Source organism: Alcaligenes sp. 1735tsa3 (assembly GCF_024134565.1).
GTDB classification, from domain to species: domain Bacteria; phylum Pseudomonadota; class Gammaproteobacteria; order Burkholderiales; family Burkholderiaceae_B; genus Alcaligenes; species Alcaligenes phenolicus.
In genome coordinates this window covers 3,109,179-3,131,390 of sequence record NZ_CP099862.1, presented here as the reverse complement: position 1 = coordinate 3,131,390, position 22,212 = coordinate 3,109,179, and the positions used below count along the sequence as shown (strand labels likewise).

Here is a 22,212-nt window from a genome sequence, read left to right as displayed (position 1 = left end):
GTGATTTTGTATTCTCCTGGCGGGCTTGTCTCGAACAGTAGGTGTACTATTCTGAAAACTGTTAGCTATTTTCTTCTAACAGTGTCTGGGGAGGCAGGCATGGATTTTTATGAAGGTTTGAAGGCTCGTATTCTCAAGGGGGAATGGGCAATAGGGCAGCAATTGCCGTCGATCCGGCAGATGAGGGCCAAAGAAAGCCTGAGCCATCACACTGTGGTCAGTGCCTACACTCGCCTGGTGGGCGAGGGGATGCTGGAGGCTCTGCAAGGGCGTGGTTATTTTGTGGCGCGCTGGTCCGCCCTGAATGAGCACTTGTCCATTTTGCCGTCCGAGGCCCCGATGGACCCTTTGTTCAAGTTGCTGCAGGCCAAGCCAGATCAATGCAAATTAGGCTGCGGCTGGTTACCCATGCCTTGGCGGGATACGGATGCTTTGGCTAAAGCCATACGCAAGACGGCACGTTCAGGGCGTAGCGGTTTGGTGGAGTACGGCGATATTCAGGGCTATTTGCCCTTGCGTAAACAGTTGTCGCTGTTGTTGCGGCAGTCGACCTTGATCGAGGTTTCTCCCCAGCAGATTGTGACGACATTGGGGGCGACGCAAGCGCTGGATCTGATCGCGCGGACTGTGATTCGTCAGGGTGATCATGTTTTGGTGGATGAGCCGTGTAATGGCAACTTGATCAAGCTGATTCGCTTGTGTGGCGGTGTGCCTATTGGTGTGCCGCGCCTGGCGGATGGGCCGGATGTGGCAGCGTTGGAGCAGATTTTGCAGACGCATAAGGTACGGGCGTTTTTCTGCAATAGCACTTTTCATAATCCGACCGGGGCGGGCTTGAGTCCCAAGGTGGCTTTTGCCGTGGTCAAGCTGGCCGTAGAGCATGACTTCCTGATTGTTGAGGACGATGTGTATGGGGATTTCTTTCCCGGCGTGCGGCAGACTTTTGCGGGGCTGGGGGATTTGGAGCATGTGGTTTATATAGGCAGTTTTTCCAAGTCCTTGTCGGCGTCCTTGCGGATTGGCTATATCGCCTGCGGGCCGCAGTTGCTGGAGTCTTTGATTCGTTTGAAGCTTTTAACCAGCGTGGCCGTGCCGGGGTTTTGCGAGCGTTTCGTCAATACGATTCTGGCGGATGGCACGTATGCGAAACATACGCAGTCGATTCAGCGGCAGTTGATGACGCATCAGCAAATTGCCCAGAAAGTGCTGAGGGAGTACGGCTGGGTGTTTGATGTACCGGCGCAGGGCGGGATGTTCTTGTGGGTCGGGCACCCGGAGATGCCGGATTTGACGGCTTATATAGAGAGGCTGGAACAGCAGGGGATCTTGCTGATGCCGGGGGCGTCGTTTGCTGTGGGCAAGGATTACAAGGACAGGATGCGCTTGAATGTGGCGCATTTGACGCAGGAGGTGATGCCTTGCTTGGGGTGGGTGTAACGTCTGCGCTGTTTGACTTCGTTTAGATTGCTTTCTTGTCTGAAGCGCCTCGGGTTGGTAGCAGGGGGGCTCGTTCTGAAAGACGCCATTCAGGTTCGCCCCACGGCTGAGCGGCTGAGTCCTTGCCGACGCTACGCGTCGGTTCCCTTGGCAATGGCAGGATACGGGCGCGCCCTTAACTTGCCCGGTGATGTGTCCCCCGGACACATCACAAGCGTCGGGCGCGAACAGAAGGGCGCTTGCACCCCGTATCCTGCAATCGCCCGCGGCAAGAACTCTGACTCGCCGCTCAGCCCTGGGGCGAACCTGAATGGCTTATTGAAAGAAAATAGAGTCCCTCTGTGTTTACGATTCTGATGGCTTTGGCCTGGTTGGGGATTGCTTGTCTTGGTCTTTGCCTTTGCTTGGTTTGGTCGGGTGTGGGGTATCGGGCCAGTTCGGGTGGGGGCAAACTGTCTGAGTCCACTTAATTTTGTTGTTTTCGGTAGCGGGGTCCGAGCTGTAGAGATTGCTTCTTTTCTCCGCTTTTCTAAAGAAAGCCCCTGTCTGCTGTTAGCGGACAGGGGCTTGTTTCTGTGGTGCTTTGTTGAGCTTATGGTTTCAGGACGGGGTGGTGTCCTGCCAGGGGTTTCATGTTTTCCACGGCGTAGGCAACGTTCAGGATGCGGGCTTCTTCAAAGGCGGGGCCGATGATTTGCAGGCCCACGGGCATGCCTTCGGAGATGCCGGCTGGCACGGTGACGGCGGGCAGGCCGGTCAGGTTGCTGGGGCCGGTAAAGCGGATGCCTTCGTCGATGAAGTCCAGGGTCTTGCCGTTGATGTTGACGGTATCAGTGCCGATATTGGGGACCTGGCAAGGCAGGGTGGGGGCGATGATGACGTCTACGTCTTTGAAGGTGGCGGTGAATTGCTGTTTCAGCGCACGGCGCACTTGCTGGGCTTGCAGGTAGTCGATGCCGCTGAACAGCTCGCCCAGTTCAAACAGGAAGCGGATGTCGCCGCCGAAGTCGTCGGGGCGTTTGATCAGGTCCTGATGGTGGATGGTGGCAGCTTCGGTCAGGCTGACGGCCAGCTCGGCCCATTCGGAGTAGCGCAGGGCAGGGACTTTCAGCGGGATGACTTTGGCGCCCTGTTTTTCCAGGTCGGCCAGGCGGTCACGGATCACTTTTTCGATACCGGCGTCCACGTTCTTGAAGAAGTAGTCTTCGATGATGCCGATGCGCAGCCCTTTGACATTACCGTTCAGCGCGCTCAGGTAGGAGCCGACGGGGACGTTGGCGCAAGTGGGGTCGCGACCATCAAAGCCAGCAATGACTTCCAGCATCGCAGCAGCGTCAGCGACGGTTTTGGACATGGGGCCTACGTGGTCCAGGGTCCAGGCCAGGGGGTAGACGCCGAATTTGCTGACGCGGCCATGGGTGGGTTTCAGACCGACGATGCCGCATGCGGCCGATGGGATACGGATGGAACCGGCCGTGTCGGTGCCCAGGGTGTTGTAGGAGCTATGGGAGGCGACAGCCGCACCCGAGCCACCGCTGGAGCCACCGGGGACGCGGTCCGCATTCCAGGGGTTATGGACGGCACCGAAGTGCGGGTTGTTGTTGTCGATGCCCCAGGCGTACTCGTGCATGTTCAGCTTGCCTGTGAAGATCACCCCGGCATCGCGCAGCTTGGTGGCAACGGTGGCATCGTCTTTGGAGACAAAGTCTTTGTGGATTTTGGAGGCCATGGTGGTGACCTCGTTCGCAAAGTAAATATTGTCTTTCAGTCCCAGGGGCACGCCGTGAAAGACGCCCTTGTACTTCCCGGCCATGATGTCCTGCTCGGCTTGTTTGGCGCTCTTGCGGGCCTGATCAGCCGTCACAGAGATGTAGGCGTTGGTCTGCTTGTTGGACTGGTCGATATAGGCCAGCAGGTTGTCGGTGACTTCAACGGGGGAGACGGCTTTGCTGCGCAGCTTGTCGGCCAGGTCGATAACGCTCAGTTCAAGTAGATCTTTATTCATGGTGGTCGCCTCCGGCCAGGTGTTTGATCGCAACGTCTGCATCGTCAATGGCAATGCCTTCCAGATTGCCTTTCATGGCCTGGATTTCGCGCCATTTGACCTCCAGTTTCTCCAGATGCTGGGGGCTGGGATGTATCCCTTTTGCGGCCAAGGCGTCTTTCACACTTACCGTCATTTGTCTTCTCCTTGTGGTGGTCATAAAACAGGCATGCATAAATCGCGCGCACAAAAAAAGCCCCACCCCTTGTGAAAGGGAATGAGGCTTAATTGCCTGCATGTCACTGGCAACTCTGGCAGCGCATGCATCTGTTTTTGGCAGACGAAGATGTCTGCTTATTTAATCTACAAAATCTGTTGCTTGAAAAATACTAGGGTTTTCCAGTGCTGTAGGCGACGACGTGTGCCGGGTGCATGCAACAGCAAGAAGTCAGTGGGGTTTATCTGTCGTGCCCTGCCAATAAGTACATGAAAGGACACAAGGGGACTTATAGGAATAGTCTTATTTATATGCTTTCTTGTGAATGATTAAATGATCAAGTACCGGTAATAGGTGAATAAAAATGACGAAAAAATTAAATAGAAACATGAATAAAATTATCTTCATGTGTTTTTGTATTTTTATGTTTTTTATAAATCCCAACGCACATGCCCAGACGTCACAATGCTACAGGGCAAGCGGCGGGCATCTATATAATTGGGTCACTTACCCAATCAAGGGTGAGGTCTACAATAGACAGATTCTTGCCACTGCCTCTACCACTTTTCTTTTTAGTTATCCAGCCAATTTACCTAAGGCGTACGTGGAAATGAGGGGGGGAGCGGATGCTTTATATCCTGATGAGGTTGTCCCCATGCGCGAAATGCCTGGGGTAGGTGTGCGTATACGCTGGATGGGGCATTACGCTCAGGGGAGCTACAATTTTGTTCCTAGTCATGCAGCCCCGAGTGGGACCACGGTAACTAACCCCTATGAGTTCACTTTGCTGGTTGGATCTGCACCTGCAAGTTTTGGTATTTCCTATACCTTTCAGTACGAAGTGGTGGTTATTGATGCCAAAGCATATCAGGGAGGAAAGCCGGATTTTAAACGGTCGGGAATTGGTAACGGTCGGGTATTTGGAGGTCCTCTTCAAGGAAACCGATCTTTGTGCAGAGATGGTTCCTTCGATTTACTGGGAATGTTGTCCCAGGATACGACTGTTCCTGAGTTGCCACGCCCCTCCGTATCGACTTGTGCCTCGGCCGATTTGAATGTGGTGGCCACAATGTCGCCTGTAATGGCCTCTGAATTGGCTTCAGCAGGCAGCCATCGGAGCGAGGGTATTATCGGGCAATACAATTTTGATCTGGTCGGCAAGCAGTGTCCAGTGGGCACGACGATCAAAGCGTTCTTTACTGACGCACGTGCACCGTCTGCTTCCAATGCTTATGTCACATCGTCACACCCGGAAGTAGGAGTGCGGCTGTATCACCGCGATAGCCAGACAGCGATTAAGCTAGGGCCTGCTCCAGTTGGTTCGACGTTGCCAGAACGCCAGGCTGTCGTTGAGGGGCCATCCGCCAGTACTACAAGTGATATGTACATGCCAATTACTGCTCAGTATGTGATGATGCCAGGTGTGACTAAAACGGCGGTGACACCCGGTAGTATGAATGCAGAGGCAGTGGTCACTTTTATGTATGACTAATGGCCCAATGGTTTGAGCCTCTTGTATCGTTTAAAGCCCTGTTCCTTGAGTTTGGAGCAGGGCTTTTTTTATTGTTGATTGACTGTTCAAAAGATCAACTGAGGCTCCGGTTTTCCTAGGCTGTTTTGTAGTTGACAAGTTTTTTCGGATTATTCCTAGACCCGTCAAGCTGCTGAAATCTTAAGATTTAAAGCATCGATGATAGCAGCTGAACCGTAAGGCGGTTTGTGATGCGCATCTCTTGTTGCCGGGGCTCTTCATGTTTGCACCTTCTGTTTTTAAACAACCGTCCGGATGCTTGACCTACCGCCCGTCCAGAACGCTGGCGCGGCCTACCCGTCGTGCTCGCTGCGAGTCGGGCTTGTGGGTGCCAAGGCCTGCGGCTGCCTTGCCGGGTGCTCAGGCAGGCGGGGCCATCATCAGCCGGGCTGGCTTGCTGAATGCTTTGCACAAGGATCAGATTCAGGCCTGGTTGCAGCCCAAGGTATCGGTGCAGTCCCAAAAGCTGGTGGCTTTGGAAGCCCTGGCGCGGTGGCGTCATCCGCAATTGGGTTTGTTGTCACCTAATGTTTTTCTGCCCTGGTTCAGTGAGCACGGCCTGGACGAGGCCTTGCTGATGCACATTTTGCAAGAGGCCTTGGGGTTGCAGGCTTACTGGCGGCGTCAAGGGACGGTGATGCCGGTGTCCGTGAATTTGCCCACACATTTGCTTGATGATGCTGGCTTGCCGGATCGTTTGATGGCCTGTGTGCAGGCCAAGCAGGGGCGCGCGCGTGACATCACTTTTGAACTGTTGGAGAACTCCGACACCAAGACGCCTTGTGCCTTGTTCATGGGGGCATGTCGCTTGGTGGCGATGGGTTTTGGCCTGGCTCAGGATGATGTGGGTGTGGATTACAGCTCCATGGAGCGGCTGGCCTGTGCGCCGTTTTCAGAGTTGAAACTGGATCGGCGTTTTGTGCATGGTTTGTCGGACAATCGTCAGCAGGCCAATCAGGTTCTGGGCTGGATTGCGACCGCCAAGGAACGTGGCTTGCGAGTGACGGCAGAGGGGGTGGAAGCCCAGGCTGATCTGGATATCTTGCAGCAAATGGGCTGCGATTACGCGCAAGGGTATTTGTTTGCCAAACCCACTCCCGCTTTCGAGCTGGATATGTGGATGCGTCAGCGTTGGGCCGCTTAGGAAAACAAATTGTGCTGAGTGCAAAAAACAATCAGGTCCTGGTTGTTCTGCACGTTCAACTTGCGCATGGCCGAGGCTTTTTGCGCGCTGATTGTTTTGATGCTGCGATTTAATTGCTCAGCAATGCTGCTGATGGAGTCGCCCATGGCAAACAGACGCAGCACTTCAAATTCACGTGGGCTCAGTGATGCCAGACGATCGGGTACCGAGCTTTCCAGCACATCTTTGGGTGTGTCCTGTTTGAAATTGGCCGGGTAATATTTCACGCCTTGGCGCAACAAATGCAAGGCGACCAGGGCTTCGGACAGTTCGTCCTGTTTGAGTACCACCCCTTGTACGCCCGCGTCGTACAAAGAAGAAATAATCATGGGGTTGGACACCATGGTCAGCACAATCAGCTTGACCTCTGGGAAGTGGCGTCGCAGATAGGAAATGAAGCGCATTCCATCGCCATATTGCTCATCGCCCGGCATGGAGTAGTCGGTAATGATGGCATCGGGCTGGCTTTTCTGCAGGTGCTGGACCAGCTCCGAGGGGCTGGCTGCTACGGCCTCGACACTCAGATTGATATCACGTCCCAGCAGCTCGCGTATGCCCATCAGGATCAATGGGTGATCGTCTGCAATGATGACGCGCAGTTTTTGAATGGCGGGCATACCGGGGTTTCCTTGCCTGTTTTGCTAAGCTTGTTCGATCAGCTTGCGTAATGCATTGCAAACTGCGACTGCTGTTTGAGCTTGTGTTTCAGTTTGTTGAGTATTCTGCCTGAAATTCTGTTCCAATTCTTTCACCTTGTCAGCGATTTCCTGCAAGCCCATTACTACCAGTGCACCAGCCATACGATGCAAAACGGCCTGGCTCTGGGCGGTGTCTTGTTCTTGCAGGGCCTGTTCCAGCACTTCCAGATCCTTGCTCATGGTGCTGCGGAAAATCTCTCTGTAGCGTCGTGGTACGGGTGAACTGACCAAGGATTCCAGCAAATTGCCCAAGGTGGCCAGATTCATGGGTTTGACCAGGCAGGCGTTCATGCCACTTTGTGTACAGCGCTGGGCTTCGTCACGCATGGCGTTGGCTGTAATGCCCACAATAGGGGCACTCATGCCTTGGTCGCGCAAGCGTCGGGCCAGTTCGTAGCCCGTCATATTGGGCATATTGACGTCCGTTAGCAGCAGATCGTGGTTATTGCCATCCCACAGGCTAAGGGCCTCTTCACCGTCCTGGGCCAGAGTGACCTGACATCCCAAACGCTCCAACTGCTCGCGTAAAGTGGCCTGGTTAAGCGGATTGTCTTCAGCCACGAGTACATGCAGACCGGGGCGGCAGGGGGGCTTGATGGCTGCTTTGACGGGCGGGGAGACAGTTTGTTCGGATGTGGCGTCTTGTTGTGCCTGCCAGCGCTCCAGGGCGCGTGCAATGCTTTCCGGGTTGGTGCCATCGGCCTCGGGCAAGGTGGCGCTGCCGTCGCGTGCCGATACGCTGATGTAAGGGCCAGGCCAGTTCGGGGCAGGCTTGCTGCCGGGCATCATCACATCCAGCAAGATATCTTCGGCATTCCCCTTTAGCGGGTAGTTGGGCAGCATGGCCTGTGCTTGCGCATTCCAGCGATTTAACCAAGTGCAAATTGACTCTGACAGCTCGGCGTGCGGCGTGCGTACATGCAGCCTCATGCCTTGCAGATCCGGGGCTGGGCGAATTTCCGCGCCTGCGGGCTCTATATCCAGATTCAGAATAAAAGAGAAACTGCTGCCTAGACCAGGTTCGCTGGTCAGTTGAATCTGGCTGCCCATCAGATCGGCCAGACGGGCGCAAATGGATAGGCCCAGGCCCGCCCCGCGTATGGTGTGTTCTCCCGAATGGGCCACATAAAACGGAGTAAACAACTGCTCCTGGCGTTCATGTTCAATGCCTACGCCACTGTCCGCTACCTGAAACAGCAGTTGCGCCTTGCCTTTGTCCTGTTGTTCCTGGTGCAGCCGCACAATAATATGGCCAGCCTGCGTGAACTTGACGGCATTGCTGATCAGATTGCTCAGAATCTGGCGTATATGCAGTGGGTCGCCCAAAACGCTGCGGGGCACATCCGGGGCTACATGGCAGAACAAGAGCAGGTTTTTCTGCTGGGCCATGGCGGTGTAGGTGGCGATGCAGTCCTGCACCAGAGCTACCGGATCCAGCGGCACGGACTGCACATGCGTCTGGCCTGCTTCAATTCGGCTGATGTCCAGAATGTCGCTGATAATTTGCAGAAGCTGGCGCGATGCACCCTGTATCCGGTCCACTTGCTGATGTTGCTGGGCATCCAGCTCGGTCAAGGACAGCAGCTCCAAAGACCCCAAGACTCCGTACAAAGGCGTGCGAATTTCATGGCTCATGGTGGCCAGGAAGGCGGACTTGGCGGTGCTGGCCTCGTCCGCTGCCGCACGGGCTCGCTCCAGCTCACGCTGGATTTCTTCTTGGGCAGTCAGGTCCATCAGGACGCACAGCAAGACATCCTGTTCGTGATAGCGGCTGGGAGCGCAGGCAAGATGCAGGCTGCGGCCATCGGCCAGGTCCACTTTGCCTTCGTTGGCCTCTGGCCCTTGCTGCTGCAATTCGTTCAATGCCAGGGACAGAGGGGACTGCTCGGGCAAGCTATCCCCTGCATCCAGTTCCAGCCATTCCAGCGCCTGGGCATTGCCAAAAATAATCTGGCGCTTGTCCTTGCTGATGACGCACAAGGCCACCGGCGAAGTATCAATAATGCTGCGGTTAAAGTCCTGGCTTTCCAGCAGGGCGCTTTGAGCTTGCCGGGCCGGTTCCACCACACGGCGTCCATACCAGCGTGCATAGGCCATGCCGCCTAACAGACTCAACAATAAAAATACGACTGTGCCCAATGGCACCCAGGTGGTGTTGAGCAATTGACTGGGGCTGATCAGATAGCGGCCCGTCCAGGTTCCCGAAGGGTCGCGCATCTGGAAGGCCAGCCCTTGCAGGCTGAAGGTAAAGCCATCGTGTTTCAGATCAGGGGAATCGTTCTTCCCGATTAACAGGCCCTGTTCGGCATGGTGCAGCCAGAAGCGATAGCCCAGCGGAGCTTCGGACTGATTGAAAAATTCGCGCAGCCGGCCCTTGTCAAACAGACTCATGGCCTGGAACAGCGTGGGGTCTGCTCCAGGCACGGGCAGGCCGGGCAGGGAAATCGGGATAATTCCCAGCATATGCAAAGGGTGGCCGGGCAAGGAGACCCATTTTACGGTTGGTGGCCCGGATACAGGTTTGCTGGGTGCCTGAATATGCTGGCGTGCCTCTTTGTGAGAGGCAATGGGCAGAACGGTATCCGTGCGGGAAGACTCCAGTTCCGGAATGCTCAAACTGTCTTCCATCTCGGGATGAAACAGGAACAAGTAGCCGGACGGAAAATAGGATAGCGCCCAGAAGGAGGCAAAACTGTCGGCCAGATCGGCGCCCAGCGTGCCGTAATCCTCTTTAGGGGCACGACAGTGATGTTCGCAGATCATGGAAAAGGACACACTGGCAGTGGGTCGCCAGATGCTGACGGAGTGGCCGCTTTCTACTGGCGGGGGTTCGGGTTCCAGCCCGGCTTCCAGTTTGGCAGCATCGGCTTTTAATTGGGCTAAAAAGCGTTCCTGCTCGTGGATGTACGCCAAGGTCACCGTGAAATCTGATTTCAGGCGATGGCGCTCATTACTGAAGAAATGCTGGCCACCGACGACTAGTGCGCCTAGCAGCATGAATGAAACAGGGATAACACTGAGCAACAGTCGCGTGTGTCCATGCGAGCGTCGCGTCATGCGATTAAAAGGTGAGTTGGCCATGGTTCTCCGTGGGATCGCCGTGCAGGGCAAGTCCTGCCATATCATACCGTCCCGCGCGGCGATGGCGACGCAGGAGTCGTGCATGATGGGGCAGGCTTAGGGTGTCGGAGGCTGCAGACTGTCGCGCAAGGCGGCCATAGGCAAAGGCTTGATCAGCAGGGCATCCATGCCTGCGGCAGACCATTCCTTGTCTTTGTCCAGAATCGCATTGGCCGTAATGCCGATGATGCGCCCCTGATAGCCCTCGGCACGCAAGGCGCGGGCCAGGGAGTAGCCGTCCATGCCGGGCATGAACAGGTCGGTAAAGACAATATCAAAACGGTCTTTGTCTGGCAGGTCCAGGGCGGCTTCGCCATTGGCCTCCAGATGGGTGGTGCAGCCCAACACAGTCAATTGCTCCTGAAGAATTTGCCGGTTCACCGGGTTGTCGTCTACCACCAGGACTCGCTGTGTGCGTCTGGGTGGATTAAAAGGCTCTTCGTCTCGCTGGGGCGTACAGTCCAGGGCCTGAGCCTGCTGTACCGCATGCATGATGTGCTCCATCGCGGTTGAGGCAGTGTAGAAGTAGTCCGGATTGTCTGCTTGTATGGCTGTGGTTTGGGTATTGGGTCGAACCATCACCTGGCGGCCAGTCCATTCTGGCGTGCTGGTGGCAAAAGCGGGCCAACTATGCACCAGGACCGTGCCGGGTTTGGCGGCCTGCCCGGTGTAGGGCAGGGCGTAGGCGCCCCAGTGTCGCAGCCATTTGCTGACGTTGGAGACGATCTCGGGGATGTCTCCGGCAACATAGACGGGGTGGAATGCCAGCAAGGACTCGGGTGCCGGAGGAGTACCTGGCGGGGCGGCCACTGGCAAAATCACTTCAAAGCTAATGCTGGTCCCCAGTCCGGGCTCGCTGACTACAGACAGGGAGCCGCCCATCAGGCTGGCCAGACGCTGGCAAATCGGTAAACCCAGACCTGTGCCAGCTTGCTTGCTGACCCCGCCTTTGTTTGCGCTGAAATACGGTAAAAACAGCTTGGGCAGGATGTCGGCACTGATGCCTTGGCCCGAGTCCGTTACCTGAAAACGCAGGGCCAGGCGGTTGCCGGGTTGAGGCTCGGTATGCAGGCGCAGCACCACATGGCCGGAGGTGGTGAACTTGATGGCATTGCTGACCAGATTGCTCAGAATCTGGCGGATTTTCAAGGGGTCACCAATAGTGGGGACCAGGGCCCGCACCGGGGTGACAGAGTAAAGCAGCAAGCCCTTGTTCTGTGCTGTGGCGGCAAAGGAGGCAATCACTTCATCGACTTGCTCCTGTGCCGTAAATTCGCGTGGCTCCAGGCTGACGTGGCCGGCTTCAATGCGGGACAGGTCCAGCGACTCACCCACCACCCGGAACAGGGTTTCGGCCGAGCGGCGCAAGGTGTCCAGATAGGGCGAGGGATGTCGGTTTTTCTCGGACAGCGACAGCAGTTCCAGCGTGCCCAGAATGCCGTACAAGGGCGTGCGGATCTCGTGACTCATCGTGGTCAGGAACTGGGTCTTGGCAATATTGGCATTTTCCGCCAGTTGGCGGGAGTGACGCAGCGCCGCTTCTTCGGCTTTCTCGCTCGTAATGTCAATGATGGAACACAAGGCCGCCCGATTGCCCCGGTAACTCAGGCTGATGGCATGCACGCGCACGCTGCGGCCATCTCTCAAGGTGACGTCGGTGCAGGCACTTTGATCCTGCTCGCCGGGCAGACGCGTGCGCCATTGATCATCGCCTTGCATCCAACTGCGGGCTTGCAGGTTTTCTTGAAAGATCACGTCGCCCTGGGCATCGACCAGAGTCAGGCCCACGGGCGCCATGGCAATCAGCTTGCGATTCAAGGACACACTATCGACCAGGCTTTGCTGTTGCTGGCGGGCTGGCAGCAGCAAACGGCGTCGGATCAGGCTGGCACCGACAAGGACAACAGTGGTAAAGACCGTAAGGGTCAGCAAGGCAGTGATCAGGGTGCTGCGACCATCGTGCAGCAGTTGCCGGGTTGGCAAGGCATAGAGCACCCGCAAGCCGCCTGTCCCGATGGACTTGCTCAGGATGATGTGTTGCGGCCAGCCTTTGCCGTCGAAACCAAAATAGTCTTGTTGTACCCAGCGCAACTCGGACGAATCCGGCGGGGCGCTGCTGTATAAGACAGCCTGTCCGCGTATATCGAACAGAATGTATTCGGTACTGGGCGGGGGAGGACTCAAGGTCAGGGCGCGATCTATGTCTCTTAATTCCAGGCCTAGCCAGGCACCCTGGCGATTTTCCCGATCGATAGGCGTGTAGGCCACCAGACGCGATACAGAGTCAATATTCTGATGCAGCCAGATCACGGGAACTTGACGGGCATGAGGATCTTGATTGATTGTTTTCAGGCGTGTGGTCAGGGCATCGATTTGAGGCACCCACAGCAGATCCTGGCCGTCGCGCTCCAGACGAAAGTCTTGGGTAGGACTGAGTTTGCTGTAACGCAGGTTGCCCGTGCGGTGGATGGCGTTCCAGTGGCGACGTGTCAGCAACAAGGTGTAGTGATCCAGGGGACCACTGTCTGGCGTGTCGATTGCTTCCAGATTGTGGGTGTTGGCTGCCAGACTCAGGGAGTCTGGGGAAACCGCGCTGGCGGCCACGGCACGCAGCAGCACTTCACGCTGGTCAAAGAACAGTTGTGCGTGGTCTGCTGCGCTATTGAGCTGCCGACGATATTCGGAAACCAGATGTGTGGCCGAAGCATACAAATAAGCACCGGTACCCAGCGAGGCGCACAGAATCAGAATCAGGGACAAGGCACCCAGCAACACGCTGGGAAAGCGGGGAACCTGCATGGCGGGCAGGTTCTCACGCAGGGGGCCGCTATTTAGCTTGTGGATGCGCCCGTTCATACCGTGCCGTCTTGATCCTTGCCTTGCTTGGCCAGATCGCCCGGCAGCATGGGGTCAGGATCGCGCTGAACACAATTCAGGCGGACCAGTTGGTAGTTCAGCTCGTCCGTATTTTCGGACAGTTCGTAGCGAGCGCGGCACAGTTGGCCGTCACGGCTGATGTCCAGGTGACCACGCATCTGCTCGGGGGACACCATGGTCAGGACACGGCCACGCGGGTCTGTCATGCCTAGTTGTTCACCGGCGGCATTGCGCACCATGGCACCAAAGGGCAGAGCTAGCCCTTGCTCGTCACGCAGTTCAAACTGTACGCGGTAGCCCACCTCGGCCTTGAAGGTCGCCAGCGCAACCGCACCGCGTGTAGGGACAATCTGTTGTACGGCGTTGTCGAATTCGGCGTTTTTTGGAGCCTTGCGTGTATCCAGACTGACGTGATTGCTGCGGTACGGCGTGGCATTCGGGATGATGGCGTAGCCGTTTGACCCGGTTTCGACACCGACATGGCTGGAGATTCCTACACCGGCTACGGCGGGTTCTACTTTGGCCAGCATGATGGTCTCGCCCAGAGCCTGACCCAGGTTGACGCCGCCACCGTGCGCCACAATTGAACCGTTGGCCGAGAAGTTGCCGGAGTTGTGACGGTTGCCGTAGGAGTAGCCAGCATTCATACGGGCAAAGGAAGTGGTCGTGCCGACGTTGACCGATGCATTGCTTTCGCCGGCAACTGTGCGTCCACCTGCGACGGCGTAGCTGATCTCGCGGTCGGTAGGTAGCAATCCACTGGCACCGGCTTGGACCGAGTTGCCATTATTGTCGTGATTGATGCTGGTAAAGCTTTGTGGAGCATGGGAGCCACTGCCCAAGGGCATGCTCAGCGTCAGCATGATGGCATTGTCGTGGGAGCGCGAGGAGCTAAAGGAGGACTGCAAATTCCGGGTTCGGGTGTAGGCCAGGTTGTAGCTCACCTTACCGATATTGTTGCTATAGCCCACCGATAGGCTATTGGAGGAGGTGTTCTCCCAATGTTTGTTGTAGGAGGCATTCAGATAGAGGTTGCCGTCGCCCACAGGCTGGCTGATGTTGGCATCAATGCGCTGACGAGAGTCGCGCGAACCATACATGCGAAGGTGCGCGGGGGCTTCCATTGCCTGGACATGATCGGACAGGGTGCGATAGCCACGGCTCAGGTCGTGACGCAGATTGACGGACACGTTCGAGCCGGTGGTTTCGATGAACTTGTTGTAGCGCAGGTTCATGCTGGTGCCCTGGGATTGCTGACCCTGGATATGGCTGGTGGAACGGGTTGCATCCAGTGACACTGCACCTAACTGGGTATTCATGCCTACGCCCAGGGAGTAGGCGCTGAAGTTTTTGGATGCCTGTACCCCGGCGGCCAGCGTCGTATTGGCGCTAACGCCATACAGCATGGAGCCGCTGACAAAGTGGGGGCGTTCTTGCATATTGTCGTTCAGGCGCAACTGGCCAGCAGCGATGTCATAGCTCAGACGGCCCTCGCGTACCATCAGGGGCGGAGCAGAAAAAGCTTGACGCAAAATACGGCGCGAACCATCAGCTTCGATAATGGTGATTTCCAGATCGCCATTGGAGCCTGATGGAGACAGATCGCTGATTGCAAAGGGGCCCGGTGCCACGTTGGTGGTGTAGATGACATAGCCGTTCTGGCGCACTTCCACGGTGGCGTTGCTCTCGGCCGTGCCGCGGATAACCGGTGCATAGCCTTGCTCGCTATCGGGGCGCATGGCCTCGTCCGAGAGCATTTGCACACCCATAAAGCGCACGCTGTCAAAAAGTGGCGAACGGGTATAAGTTTGCCCGGCCAGCAGTTGGCTTTTCAGGGCGACGATGTCGCGTTGAGCATAGGTGTTCTGGCTGGTAAAAGAGCTGGGGCGGTTGGTACCCGAGCTGTAGTAGGAGTTGTTACGTAGACGCCAGGGTCCGATATTCACGCCCATGCGCAGGTCTGCGCTAAGGTCATTGGTAGCGGACATGCCCTTGCTTTGATCCCGGCGCACGTTCAATCCGTAGTTCACAAAAGCAGCCATCTGCCCCGAATCCCACAGCGATGGGTCTACATAGCCGCGCTTGCTGGGGCTCAAGTAAATTTGTGGAATGTTCAGTTGCAGGCGCAACTGGGCGCTTTCATACGTCACAGTGGCTTCGGGCACAATCTCTGGCAGGCGCAGGCAGCTCGCCTCGGCTGGCAAGGGGGCAGGCAGTTTGCTCAGGTCAACACCGGCTTGTTCCAGCATCTCCTGGTTAAAGCAGGGTTCGTTGTCATCAGTGCGCGGGTTGCGCTTGAAGGTGATGTCTCGCCGTCCGGTGCGCTGTTGGTTCACATACAGGTCCACACGCTGCACGCCTTCGGACACGTTGCTGTTCGAGAGCAAGGTGCGCAGATCCGCTGTGGAGGCATTGCCTTGAAGGAAGGCCATGTTAAAGCCCAGGGAGTCAGTCGTGCTCAGGGCGGCAACTTGAACGGGCTCCGCCTTGTTTTCTTCAGGGGCAGGCACTTGGATGGAGGAGTCTGTCTGGGCCTGGACCGTGCAGGCCATGATGACCAGGCAGGGCAGCAAAGCCAGTCGCAGCGTGGCCAGAGGCTGGCGGCTGACGGGGCGAATGCTATGGCAGAACAGGTGATTTTTTTTAGACATGACTCTGCACCCAGGGGGCGTGTTGGACGATTCGAGGACGTGCAAGGGCTCCTGCTACTGGCCAAGAGCCAGTAGCCGAAAGGGTCAGACGTGAGGCGGGGGAGGCTGGGCGGTCGAGGCCGCCGTTTTTTTTTTACTTATCCGGAGTCAAGGCGCGGCCTTGGACCTTGTTCTGCCCGTTGAGGCGAACTTCATAGGGATCGGCACTGCCATAGTCGCTGATAGCGCGAAACTGCAAGGTGTCTTGGGCGCCCGAGCGGCCCAGTGGCAGCAGACGAGTCTGGCCAGGGGCAATCATGCCAGGGTCTTCCATTGCCTGACCTCTGGCGGTGCTCAGGGTGGACATGGACACGTGGTAAGCGCTGGGGTTGTGAATTTCCAGCATGGGTTTGCCTTGATTGTTCACTACAGACCACTGCAATTGAGCAGGAGCCTGCTCTGCCGAACCGGGCAGGCCGTCAGGGCGGAAAAATAATTTGATGCGTTGGCGGATAGCAATCTGCAATTGATTGTCGCCAGGGCCTTGTTGGGGGATTTCTTGAACGTTCAGCCACAGTACGGTTTCACGGTCGCGGGGCATACCTTGTTCGCCACCGGCATACAGGACGCGCATCACTTGCTGTGCATTTGGGGCAACTTTGACCAGTGCGGGGGTGATGGCAAAAGGCAGTTCCGCTTGGTCGTGGTCGGTATTCGTTTCCAACCAGGACTGAACCAGTACCGGCGAATTTTCGTTGCGAACTACGATGGATGCTTCTTGTTGTTTTTCGGGCAGGATCAGGCGGGTACCACTCAAGGAGATCGATGCCTGTGCATGGCTGCCCAACAGTGCAGCGCCAAGGGTTAGACATCCCAAAGCCAGTTTCTTGAAAGTTAAGATGGACATGGTTCATTCTCCTTGAGGGGTGACTCTGGCGAGGAGGGCTCCCCTCGCCAGCAGCTTAGGCAGTCTTATTCGTAAGACAGCTCGTAAGCAACGGTGGCATTGGCTTGGCCGCCAACCACATCAGCAATATCAGCGCCGGCTTTACGGGTGTAGTAAGCGGTCAGAGGGATATTGATGGCGCCTTCAGCGTAAGGAGCTTCCAGCTTGGCGGTGCCGCCGGTAAAGTCCAGAACGCTTTCGTTGCTGACCAGCATGATCTGCACGTTCTGGGCGCCGCCAGTAACAGCAATACCCTTGCCGGACGTGGCGGTAGGAGCCAGTTTCAGTTCAACTTTGGTGCCGCTTGCACATTCAACTTGCATGTCGATGTTTTTGGCGATGGAGGTCAGGCCGCCTTCGGAGGTGGCAGGTACGGCTTCGGTACCCAGGGTTTTGGCCGAGACGGGGCCCATGTCTACCAGCATGTTGGCACCGGAACTGGATGCACCAGGGGTGCGCACGGTGCAGCTGTCAGCGTTGATGCTACCGACAAAGCTGATGTTGCCACGAGCACCAAGAACAGGTTCGGCTTGAGCACCGGCAGCGGCGAAAGCGGAAAGGATGGTGAGGCCTAAAAGGATCTTTTTCATGATTGATTTGACTTCCGATTGTTGGACAAACGAAGCAACCTTGTTGTACGCCTTGGGGCGCTCGAAGGTTCCCAGGTATGTGCTTGGTTTAGAGCACAATTGAAGTTTAGGAAATCAATCGGTGAAAAGATTTAGGACTATTCTTAAAAATGAAATTAATTGATTGGCAGGGTTGGTTTTATAATTAATCGTATGTCAAGAAGTGTTCGAAGCGAGTTTGCAATTATTGACAATTAACCCATGTAAGGTTTGATTGTATATAAGTCGTTGAAAAGTAAAAATAAGAATGGTCTGATATAAATAAAGAAGTCACGACCTTAAAATTAATTTCAAGCCGGTTTGCATATAGGCAGGAATTAATTGTTGATGAATAAGGAGTGTGATGTGAGGAGCAGGCAAATCAAGAAACCGACTTTGCCCTTTCAACGAACCATATGGGCTAAGGTTTGGCTCTTGCCACTTGCACAAGTTTGTTCTGGGGGGGAAGTGCAGGCGTAGCAACTGTTCTGTTCCAACGGCAACGTCGTGAACAATTCATACCAGACTTTTCAGAGGCTTTTGCTGTGCTGATGGTTGGGTAGTCATGATATTGATGTATAAAAAAAGGAGCCGTGCTGGCTCCTTTTTTTACTGCTTGTCCTGGCCTTGCTGCCAGCGCAAATAGGCGCTGCGAGTCTGGGCAGACACGGACTCCAACACTTTTTGATGAGTGACTTTATGGCGTGCTAGCAAGCGTGCATCGGCCACGGTTTTGGACTTGCAAAACCAGTGACAGCTATGTTGGAACAGATAAAGTTCGGCTGACAAATGATAGGCCCGGTTCTTTGGGTCCAGTTGTTCGGGATTATCTACAACATGGCGCAAACCGGCAGCATGAATCTGCAAAAGCTGACGAAAGTCTCGTGTCATGGACGGGATGATTCGTTCTGCATAAGGAACGCAGAAAGGCAGCATGCCCACGCGGGTATTTTCTGCCGGTTCTTTTTGCAGCAGATCGGCCAAGGATTGAATCTGGGTGGCCACGGCATGTTCAGTTTGGGCAAACATCTCCAGAACCTGTAGCTGACGCGAGGGATCCTGTTCTCCAATGGCGCGGGTATAGCCTTCTGTCAGCGTTTCCATATGGCGCTCTAGCTGGAAGCTGCTCAGGTGGCGGCCCAGCAAGATAATGCGCCCGCGTTGATAGCGTGCTCGCACAAAATGCAAGGCAATAGCGGCGATCAGAAGAAGTATGACTGTGTCCATCACTCGTGTTTCCGTGCTGGGTCAGGCACCTTGTTCTTGTTTCCCCGCTGCAGGGTTACGCCCGACCATAAAAAACTGCTGCCAAAATAGCAGCCGGCCATTGTATCCTGCCATTCTTTATTCTTGTTTCCATTCTCCTCAGGGATTGCCACAAGTGACCCCGCATAGATCGCGTAGGTCTGCAACGCTGAATGGGGGGCTGCCATTGCGAGTGGCCCCCAAGGTCGAATACGGTCAACCTTGGGGAGCCAGCCATGCAGGCAGTGCTACTTTGGCTTGGCAGCAGCCCTTAGGTACAAGGGCTGGCTATAGGATGGCTGGTGTGCAGATTGCAGCCCGGTTTTGATCTGCAATCTGCTCTGTTCTTATGCTTTGCCTGCTGCTGACAGGGCAGGATTGCTGGAGGCCAATGCTCGTTCTTGACTGATCTGACGCACCACCAGGAACATGCACAGCGCCGAGACAATAATGCAGGGAATGGCCGAGCTGATCACACCGGCAGCACCATAGCCCTGGCTAAGCAACATGCCTGCAATGGTCGGGCCTAAGGTGGCACCAATGCGGCCTACTGCAGCGGCGGTGCCTACACCTGTGGCACGCACGGCGGTGGGGTAGACAATGCCGCCAAAAGCATACAAGACGCCTTGGCAACCGATGACAAAAGCACCCGTCAAGGCGGCGGCCCAATACATCTGCTCCAGCCCGGAAGCGCCGTTCAAACTGAGCAAACCGGCCAGGATCCCGCCATACATCAGCGCGATGACTACAGCCTTGTGCCAGCGGTCGGTCAGATAGCCCAGCAAGACGGTGCCCACGGTTGCGCTGACCATGAACCAGAACTGTGCGGTGCTGCCTTGCTTGCGGCTAAAGCCCAGCTCCTGGAACAGGGAGGGCAGCCAGCTCAGCATCAGATACACCACCATCAATGTAAAGAAATAGCTGACCCACAAAAGCAGGGTACGAGCGGCCAGCCCATTGCTGAATAGGTCTTTGAAGCGCCCTTGCACGATGGTGCGGCTCTGGCGTGCTTGCAAAAACTCGCGCGATTCGGGTAGCAGCCACACCATCACAGGAATGACCAGCAGAGGCAGCAAGCCGCCCAGATAGAAGATGTTTTTCCAGTTCTCGCCAAAGTTGGAGGCGGCCACCAGCGACAGGATGGCTGCACCCACAGGCATGCCCGCATACATCATGCCTACAGCGCGGGCACGGTGTTCGGGTTTGACCGATTCGGCGGCCAGGGTAATCAGGTTGGGCATGGCTGCGCCCAGACCTGCACCAGCCAGAAAACGCACCATCAAGAGGATGGCCAGGCTGTTGACCCAAGCGGTGAACAAGGTAAACAGGGCAAAGATGGCGACTGAGGCAATCAGCACGGCCTTGCGACCGTATTTATCTGCCCAGCGCCCGCCCATCAGTGAACCGGGCAGCAGGCCCAGAATGCCTGCACTTAGAAAATAGCCCTGATAAGTTTTATCCAGTCCAAACTCGGCTGCCACGCCTTTAACGGCAATGCCAGCAGCTTGAATATCCATGCCTTCGATAACGGCGATCAGAAAGCAGATCGCCACCGTGATGACCGCGTGCCTGCGGCCGTGGGTTTGTGTCATTGCAATGTCTCCTCGGTTGACCGGGACGTTTTTTTATTGCTTCTGCGACCTGCCCGCCCCGAATTCAGGGCGCAGAAATCCGCTCACCGCGAGTTAAAGCGGCGGTGAGTCGGGGTAGAGCTTTTTTAGAGTTCCGGAGTCAGGCCGTCGCGGCTTGTCGTTGCAGCAAGTCCAGAGCCACGTCCACAATCATGTCTTCCTGGCCGCCAACCATGCGGCGCTTGCCCAGCTCGACCAGAATGTCCACGGTTTTCAGGCCGTATTTCTGGGCGGCTACTTCGCTGTGACGCAAGAAGCTGCTGTATACGCCTGCATAGCCCAGGGCCAGAGTCTCGCGGTCTACGCGCACTGGGCGATCCTGCAAGGGGCGCACAATGTCGTCTGCTGCGTCCATCAGGGTGTACAGATCCGTGCCATGGTTCCAGCCCATGCGTGCGGCGGCAGCAATAAACACTTCCAGCGGGGCATTGCCGGCTCCGGCCCCCATGCCTGCCAGGCTGGCATCAATGCGGTCGCAGCCTTCCTCCACGGCCACAATGCTGTTGGCCACACCCAGGGACAGGTTGTGGTGGGCGTGAATGCCGGTTTCGGTTTCGGGTTTGAGCACATCCTTGAAGGCGCGGAAACGGTCGCGCACATCGTTCATGTTCAAGGCCCCGCCCGAGTCGACCACATAGCAGCAGGTCGCCCCGTAGCTTTCCATCAGCTTGGCTTGTTCGGCCAAATGTTGCGGCGTAGTCATGTGGCTCATCATCAGAAAGCCCACCGTGTCCATGCCCAGATTGCGGGCATATTCGATGTACTGTTTGCTGACGTCGGCCTCGGTACAGTGCGTGGCCACCCGCACAATGCGGGCACCGGCGTCATAAGCGGCTTTCAGATCGTGAATGGTGCCAATGCCTGGCAGCAGCAAGGTGGCAATCCTGGCATGGGTAATGACCGAGGCTACGGCCTCAATCCATTCCAGGTCGGTGTGTGCGCCAAAACCGTAGTTGAAGCTGGAGCCACACAGCCCGTCGCCGTGGGCCACTTCGATGGAATCGACCTTGGCCTGGTCCAGGGCACGGGCAATATCCATGGCGTTTTGCAGGCTGTATTGATGACGCACCGCGTGGCTGCCGTCGCGCAGGGTCACGTCGGAAATAAAGAGCTTCTTGTTGGGATCGTGTGCCATTGTGATGTCCTTGCGTGTCATGCGGTTTGCGTGAGCAGGCGGGTTTGGGCCAGTCGCTCGGCGCAGGCCAGCGCAGCACTAGTCATGATGTCCAAGTTGCCAGCATAGGCAGGTAGATAATGTGCGGCGCCTTCCACCTCGATAAACACCGTAGTTTTCAGGCCGGAGCACCATCCCAGACCCGGCACATTGATGGGCTTGTCCTCGGGGATTACATCGAACTGCACTTTTTGTTTCAGACGATAACCGGGCACGTAGGCCTGAACCTTGTCGGCCATGCGCTGGATGGACTGCTCGATTTCCGCTTCCTTGCCCGGATCGCTGAGGGTGTAGACGGTATCGCGCATCAGCAAGGGCGGCTCGGCCGGGTTGAGCACAATAATGGCCTTGCCCACGGTGGCACCGCCTACGACCTGCATGGCTTTACTGGTAGTTTCAGTGAACTCGTCAATATTGGCGCGGGTGCCCGGACCGGCGGATTTGGACGAGATCGAGGCAATGATTTCGGCATAGTGCACGGGGGTGACTTGCGAGATGGCCGCGATGATGGGCACGGTGGCCTGTCCGCCGCAGGTCACCATATTGATGTTGGGCGCGTCCAGATTGTCTTCCAGGTTCACCACGGGCACGGTGTACGGGCCAATGGCGGCAGGCGTCAGGTCAATCACCTTGATGCCGTGTTCTTGCAGCAGCGCATTGTGGCGGGCATGGGCTCCAGCACTGGTGGCATCGAACACAATACGAATGTCCTGGAAGTTGGGCAGCTTCAACAGCCCTTCAATACCTTCATGGGTGGTGGGCACGCCCAGCCGTGCCGCACGGGCCAGGCCGTCCGAGCTGGGGTCGATACCGACCATGGCACCCATGCTCAGGTATTTGCTTTGGCGCAGTACCTTGATCATCAGGTCGGTGCCGATATTGCCCGAGCCAATAATGGCGACGGCAATTTTGGGGTTTGTCATGTGTGTTA

At 56.3% G+C, this 22,212-nt stretch carries 15 protein-coding genes; 3 read left to right on the top strand and 12 right to left on the bottom strand.

The annotated features are described in order from the left end of the window. Nucleotides 1-99 precede the first annotated feature (99 nt). Nucleotides 100-1,437 carry a PLP-dependent aminotransferase family protein gene (locus tag NIZ92_RS14550; protein WP_254002164.1) on the top strand — a complete coding sequence of 446 codons (1,338 nt, stop codon included), beginning with the start codon at nucleotides 100-102 and terminating at the stop codon, nucleotides 1,435-1,437. A 592-nt stretch (nucleotides 1,438-2,029) separates the two neighbouring features. Here the strand turns inward: NIZ92_RS14550 and NIZ92_RS14545 are convergent. Continuing rightward, nucleotides 2,030-3,442, bottom strand: coding sequence for an amidase (locus NIZ92_RS14545; RefSeq protein WP_207875525.1), 1,413 nt, complete (start codon nucleotides 3,440-3,442; stop codon nucleotides 2,030-2,032). Next, complete coding sequence (locus NIZ92_RS14540; protein ID WP_026484623.1) at nucleotides 3,435-3,617, bottom strand: hypothetical protein; 183 nt, start codon at nucleotides 3,615-3,617, stop codon at nucleotides 3,435-3,437. Before NIZ92_RS14540 ends, NIZ92_RS14545 begins: the two co-directional genes overlap by 8 nt. Nucleotides 3,618-4,002: 385 nt before the next feature. On the opposite strand from NIZ92_RS14540, the gene NIZ92_RS14535 reads away from it, so the two are divergent. Together NIZ92_RS14535 and NIZ92_RS14530 are read left to right on the top strand one after the other, a co-directional pair. Beyond that, nucleotides 4,003-5,130 carry a fimbrial protein gene (locus NIZ92_RS14535; RefSeq protein ID WP_254002163.1) on the top strand — a complete coding sequence of 376 codons (1,128 nt, stop codon included), beginning with the start codon at nucleotides 4,003-4,005 and terminating at the stop codon, nucleotides 5,128-5,130. Between the two features lie 298 nt (nucleotides 5,131-5,428). Then, nucleotides 5,429-6,313 carry an EAL domain-containing protein gene (locus NIZ92_RS14530; RefSeq protein WP_254002162.1) on the top strand — a complete coding sequence of 295 codons (885 nt, stop codon included), beginning with the start codon at nucleotides 5,429-5,431 and terminating at the stop codon, nucleotides 6,311-6,313. On the opposite strand, the gene NIZ92_RS14525 is transcribed toward NIZ92_RS14530, so the two are convergent. The 10 genes from NIZ92_RS14525 to NIZ92_RS14480 all read right to left on the bottom strand — a co-directional run bounded on the left by NIZ92_RS14525 (nucleotide 6,310) and on the right by NIZ92_RS14480 (nucleotide 22,204). After that, nucleotides 6,310-6,969: a response regulator gene (locus NIZ92_RS14525; protein ID WP_207875522.1), complete on the bottom strand. Its 660-nt coding sequence runs from the start codon at nucleotides 6,967-6,969 to the stop codon at nucleotides 6,310-6,312. The genes NIZ92_RS14530 and NIZ92_RS14525 overlap by 4 nt on opposite strands. Nucleotides 6,970-6,993: 24 nt before the next feature. Then, a complete protein-coding gene (locus NIZ92_RS14520; RefSeq protein ID WP_254002161.1) occupies nucleotides 6,994-10,131 on the bottom strand; it encodes a hybrid sensor histidine kinase/response regulator in 3,138 nt (1,045 codons plus the stop codon). 96 nt (nucleotides 10,132-10,227) lie between these two features. After that, nucleotides 10,228-13,026: an ATP-binding protein gene (locus tag NIZ92_RS14515; RefSeq protein ID WP_254002160.1), complete on the bottom strand. Its 2,799-nt coding sequence runs from the start codon at nucleotides 13,024-13,026 to the stop codon at nucleotides 10,228-10,230. Continuing rightward, the gene (locus tag NIZ92_RS14510; RefSeq protein WP_254002159.1) at nucleotides 13,023-15,698 is read right to left on the bottom strand and encodes a fimbria/pilus outer membrane usher protein; all 2,676 of its coding nucleotides are present in this window, start codon (nucleotides 15,696-15,698) and stop codon (nucleotides 13,023-13,025) included. Before NIZ92_RS14510 ends, NIZ92_RS14515 begins: the two co-directional genes overlap by 4 nt. Nucleotides 15,699-15,831: 133 nt before the next feature. Then, nucleotides 15,832-16,584 (bottom strand): molecular chaperone, encoded by a 753-nt coding sequence (locus tag NIZ92_RS14505; protein ID WP_254002158.1) that lies wholly within the window; start codon nucleotides 16,582-16,584, stop codon nucleotides 15,832-15,834. Nucleotides 16,585-16,649: 65 nt separating this feature from the next. Next, complete coding sequence (locus NIZ92_RS14500) at nucleotides 16,650-17,213, bottom strand: fimbrial protein (RefSeq protein WP_207875517.1); 564 nt, start codon at nucleotides 17,211-17,213, stop codon at nucleotides 16,650-16,652. Nucleotides 17,214-17,840: 627 nt separating this feature from the next. Further along, on the bottom strand, nucleotides 17,841-18,458 hold the full coding sequence (locus NIZ92_RS14495) for a hypothetical protein (RefSeq protein WP_207875516.1): 618 nt from the start codon (nucleotides 18,456-18,458) through the stop codon (nucleotides 17,841-17,843). A 365-nt stretch (nucleotides 18,459-18,823) separates the two neighbouring features. Then, the gene (gene mhpT, locus NIZ92_RS14490; protein ID WP_254002157.1) at nucleotides 18,824-20,068 is read right to left on the bottom strand and encodes a 3-(3-hydroxy-phenyl)propionate transporter MhpT; all 1,245 of its coding nucleotides are present in this window, start codon (nucleotides 20,066-20,068) and stop codon (nucleotides 18,824-18,826) included. Between the two features lie 139 nt (nucleotides 20,069-20,207). Continuing rightward, nucleotides 20,208-21,242, bottom strand: coding sequence for a 4-hydroxy-2-oxovalerate aldolase (gene dmpG / locus NIZ92_RS14485; protein ID WP_045930316.1), 1,035 nt, complete (start codon nucleotides 21,240-21,242; stop codon nucleotides 20,208-20,210). Nucleotides 21,243-21,259: 17 nt separating this feature from the next. After that, nucleotides 21,260-22,204, bottom strand: coding sequence for an acetaldehyde dehydrogenase (acetylating) (locus NIZ92_RS14480; RefSeq protein ID WP_254002156.1), 945 nt, complete (start codon nucleotides 22,202-22,204; stop codon nucleotides 21,260-21,262). Between the last annotated feature and the right edge of the window lie 8 nt (nucleotides 22,205-22,212).

Coding starts and splice junctions, on each gene's coding strand:
- dmpG (WP_045930316.1), bottom strand. CDS start 21,242: ATGGCACACGATCCCAACAAGAAGCTCTTTATTTCCGACGTGACCCTG.
- NIZ92_RS14500 (WP_207875517.1), bottom strand. CDS start 17,213: ATGAAAAAGATCCTTTTAGGCCTCACCATCCTTTCCGCTTTCGCCGCT.
- NIZ92_RS14495 (WP_207875516.1), bottom strand. CDS start 18,458: ATGGACACAGTCATACTTCTTCTGATCGCCGCTATTGCCTTGCATTTT.
- mhpT (WP_254002157.1), bottom strand. CDS start 20,068: ATGACACAAACCCACGGCCGCAGGCACGCGGTCATCACGGTGGCGATC.
- NIZ92_RS14510 (WP_254002159.1), bottom strand. CDS start 15,698: ATGTCTAAAAAAAATCACCTGTTCTGCCATAGCATTCGCCCCGTCAGC.
- NIZ92_RS14515 (WP_254002160.1), bottom strand. CDS start 13,026: ATGAACGGGCGCATCCACAAGCTAAATAGCGGCCCCCTGCGTGAGAAC.
- NIZ92_RS14525 (WP_207875522.1), bottom strand. CDS start 6,969: ATGCCCGCCATTCAAAAACTGCGCGTCATCATTGCAGACGATCACCCA.
- NIZ92_RS14540 (WP_026484623.1), bottom strand. CDS start 3,617: ATGACGGTAAGTGTGAAAGACGCCTTGGCCGCAAAAGGGATACATCCC.
- NIZ92_RS14480 (WP_254002156.1), bottom strand. CDS start 22,204: ATGACAAACCCCAAAATTGCCGTCGCCATTATTGGCTCGGGCAATATC.
- NIZ92_RS14545 (WP_207875525.1), bottom strand. CDS start 3,442: ATGAATAAAGATCTACTTGAACTGAGCGTTATCGACCTGGCCGACAAG.
- NIZ92_RS14535 (WP_254002163.1), top strand. CDS start 4,003: ATGACGAAAAAATTAAATAGAAACATGAATAAAATTATCTTCATGTGT.
- NIZ92_RS14520 (WP_254002161.1), bottom strand. CDS start 10,131: ATGGCCAACTCACCTTTTAATCGCATGACGCGACGCTCGCATGGACAC.
- NIZ92_RS14550 (WP_254002164.1), top strand. CDS start 100: ATGGATTTTTATGAAGGTTTGAAGGCTCGTATTCTCAAGGGGGAATGG.
- NIZ92_RS14505 (WP_254002158.1), bottom strand. CDS start 16,584: ATGTCCATCTTAACTTTCAAGAAACTGGCTTTGGGATGTCTAACCCTT.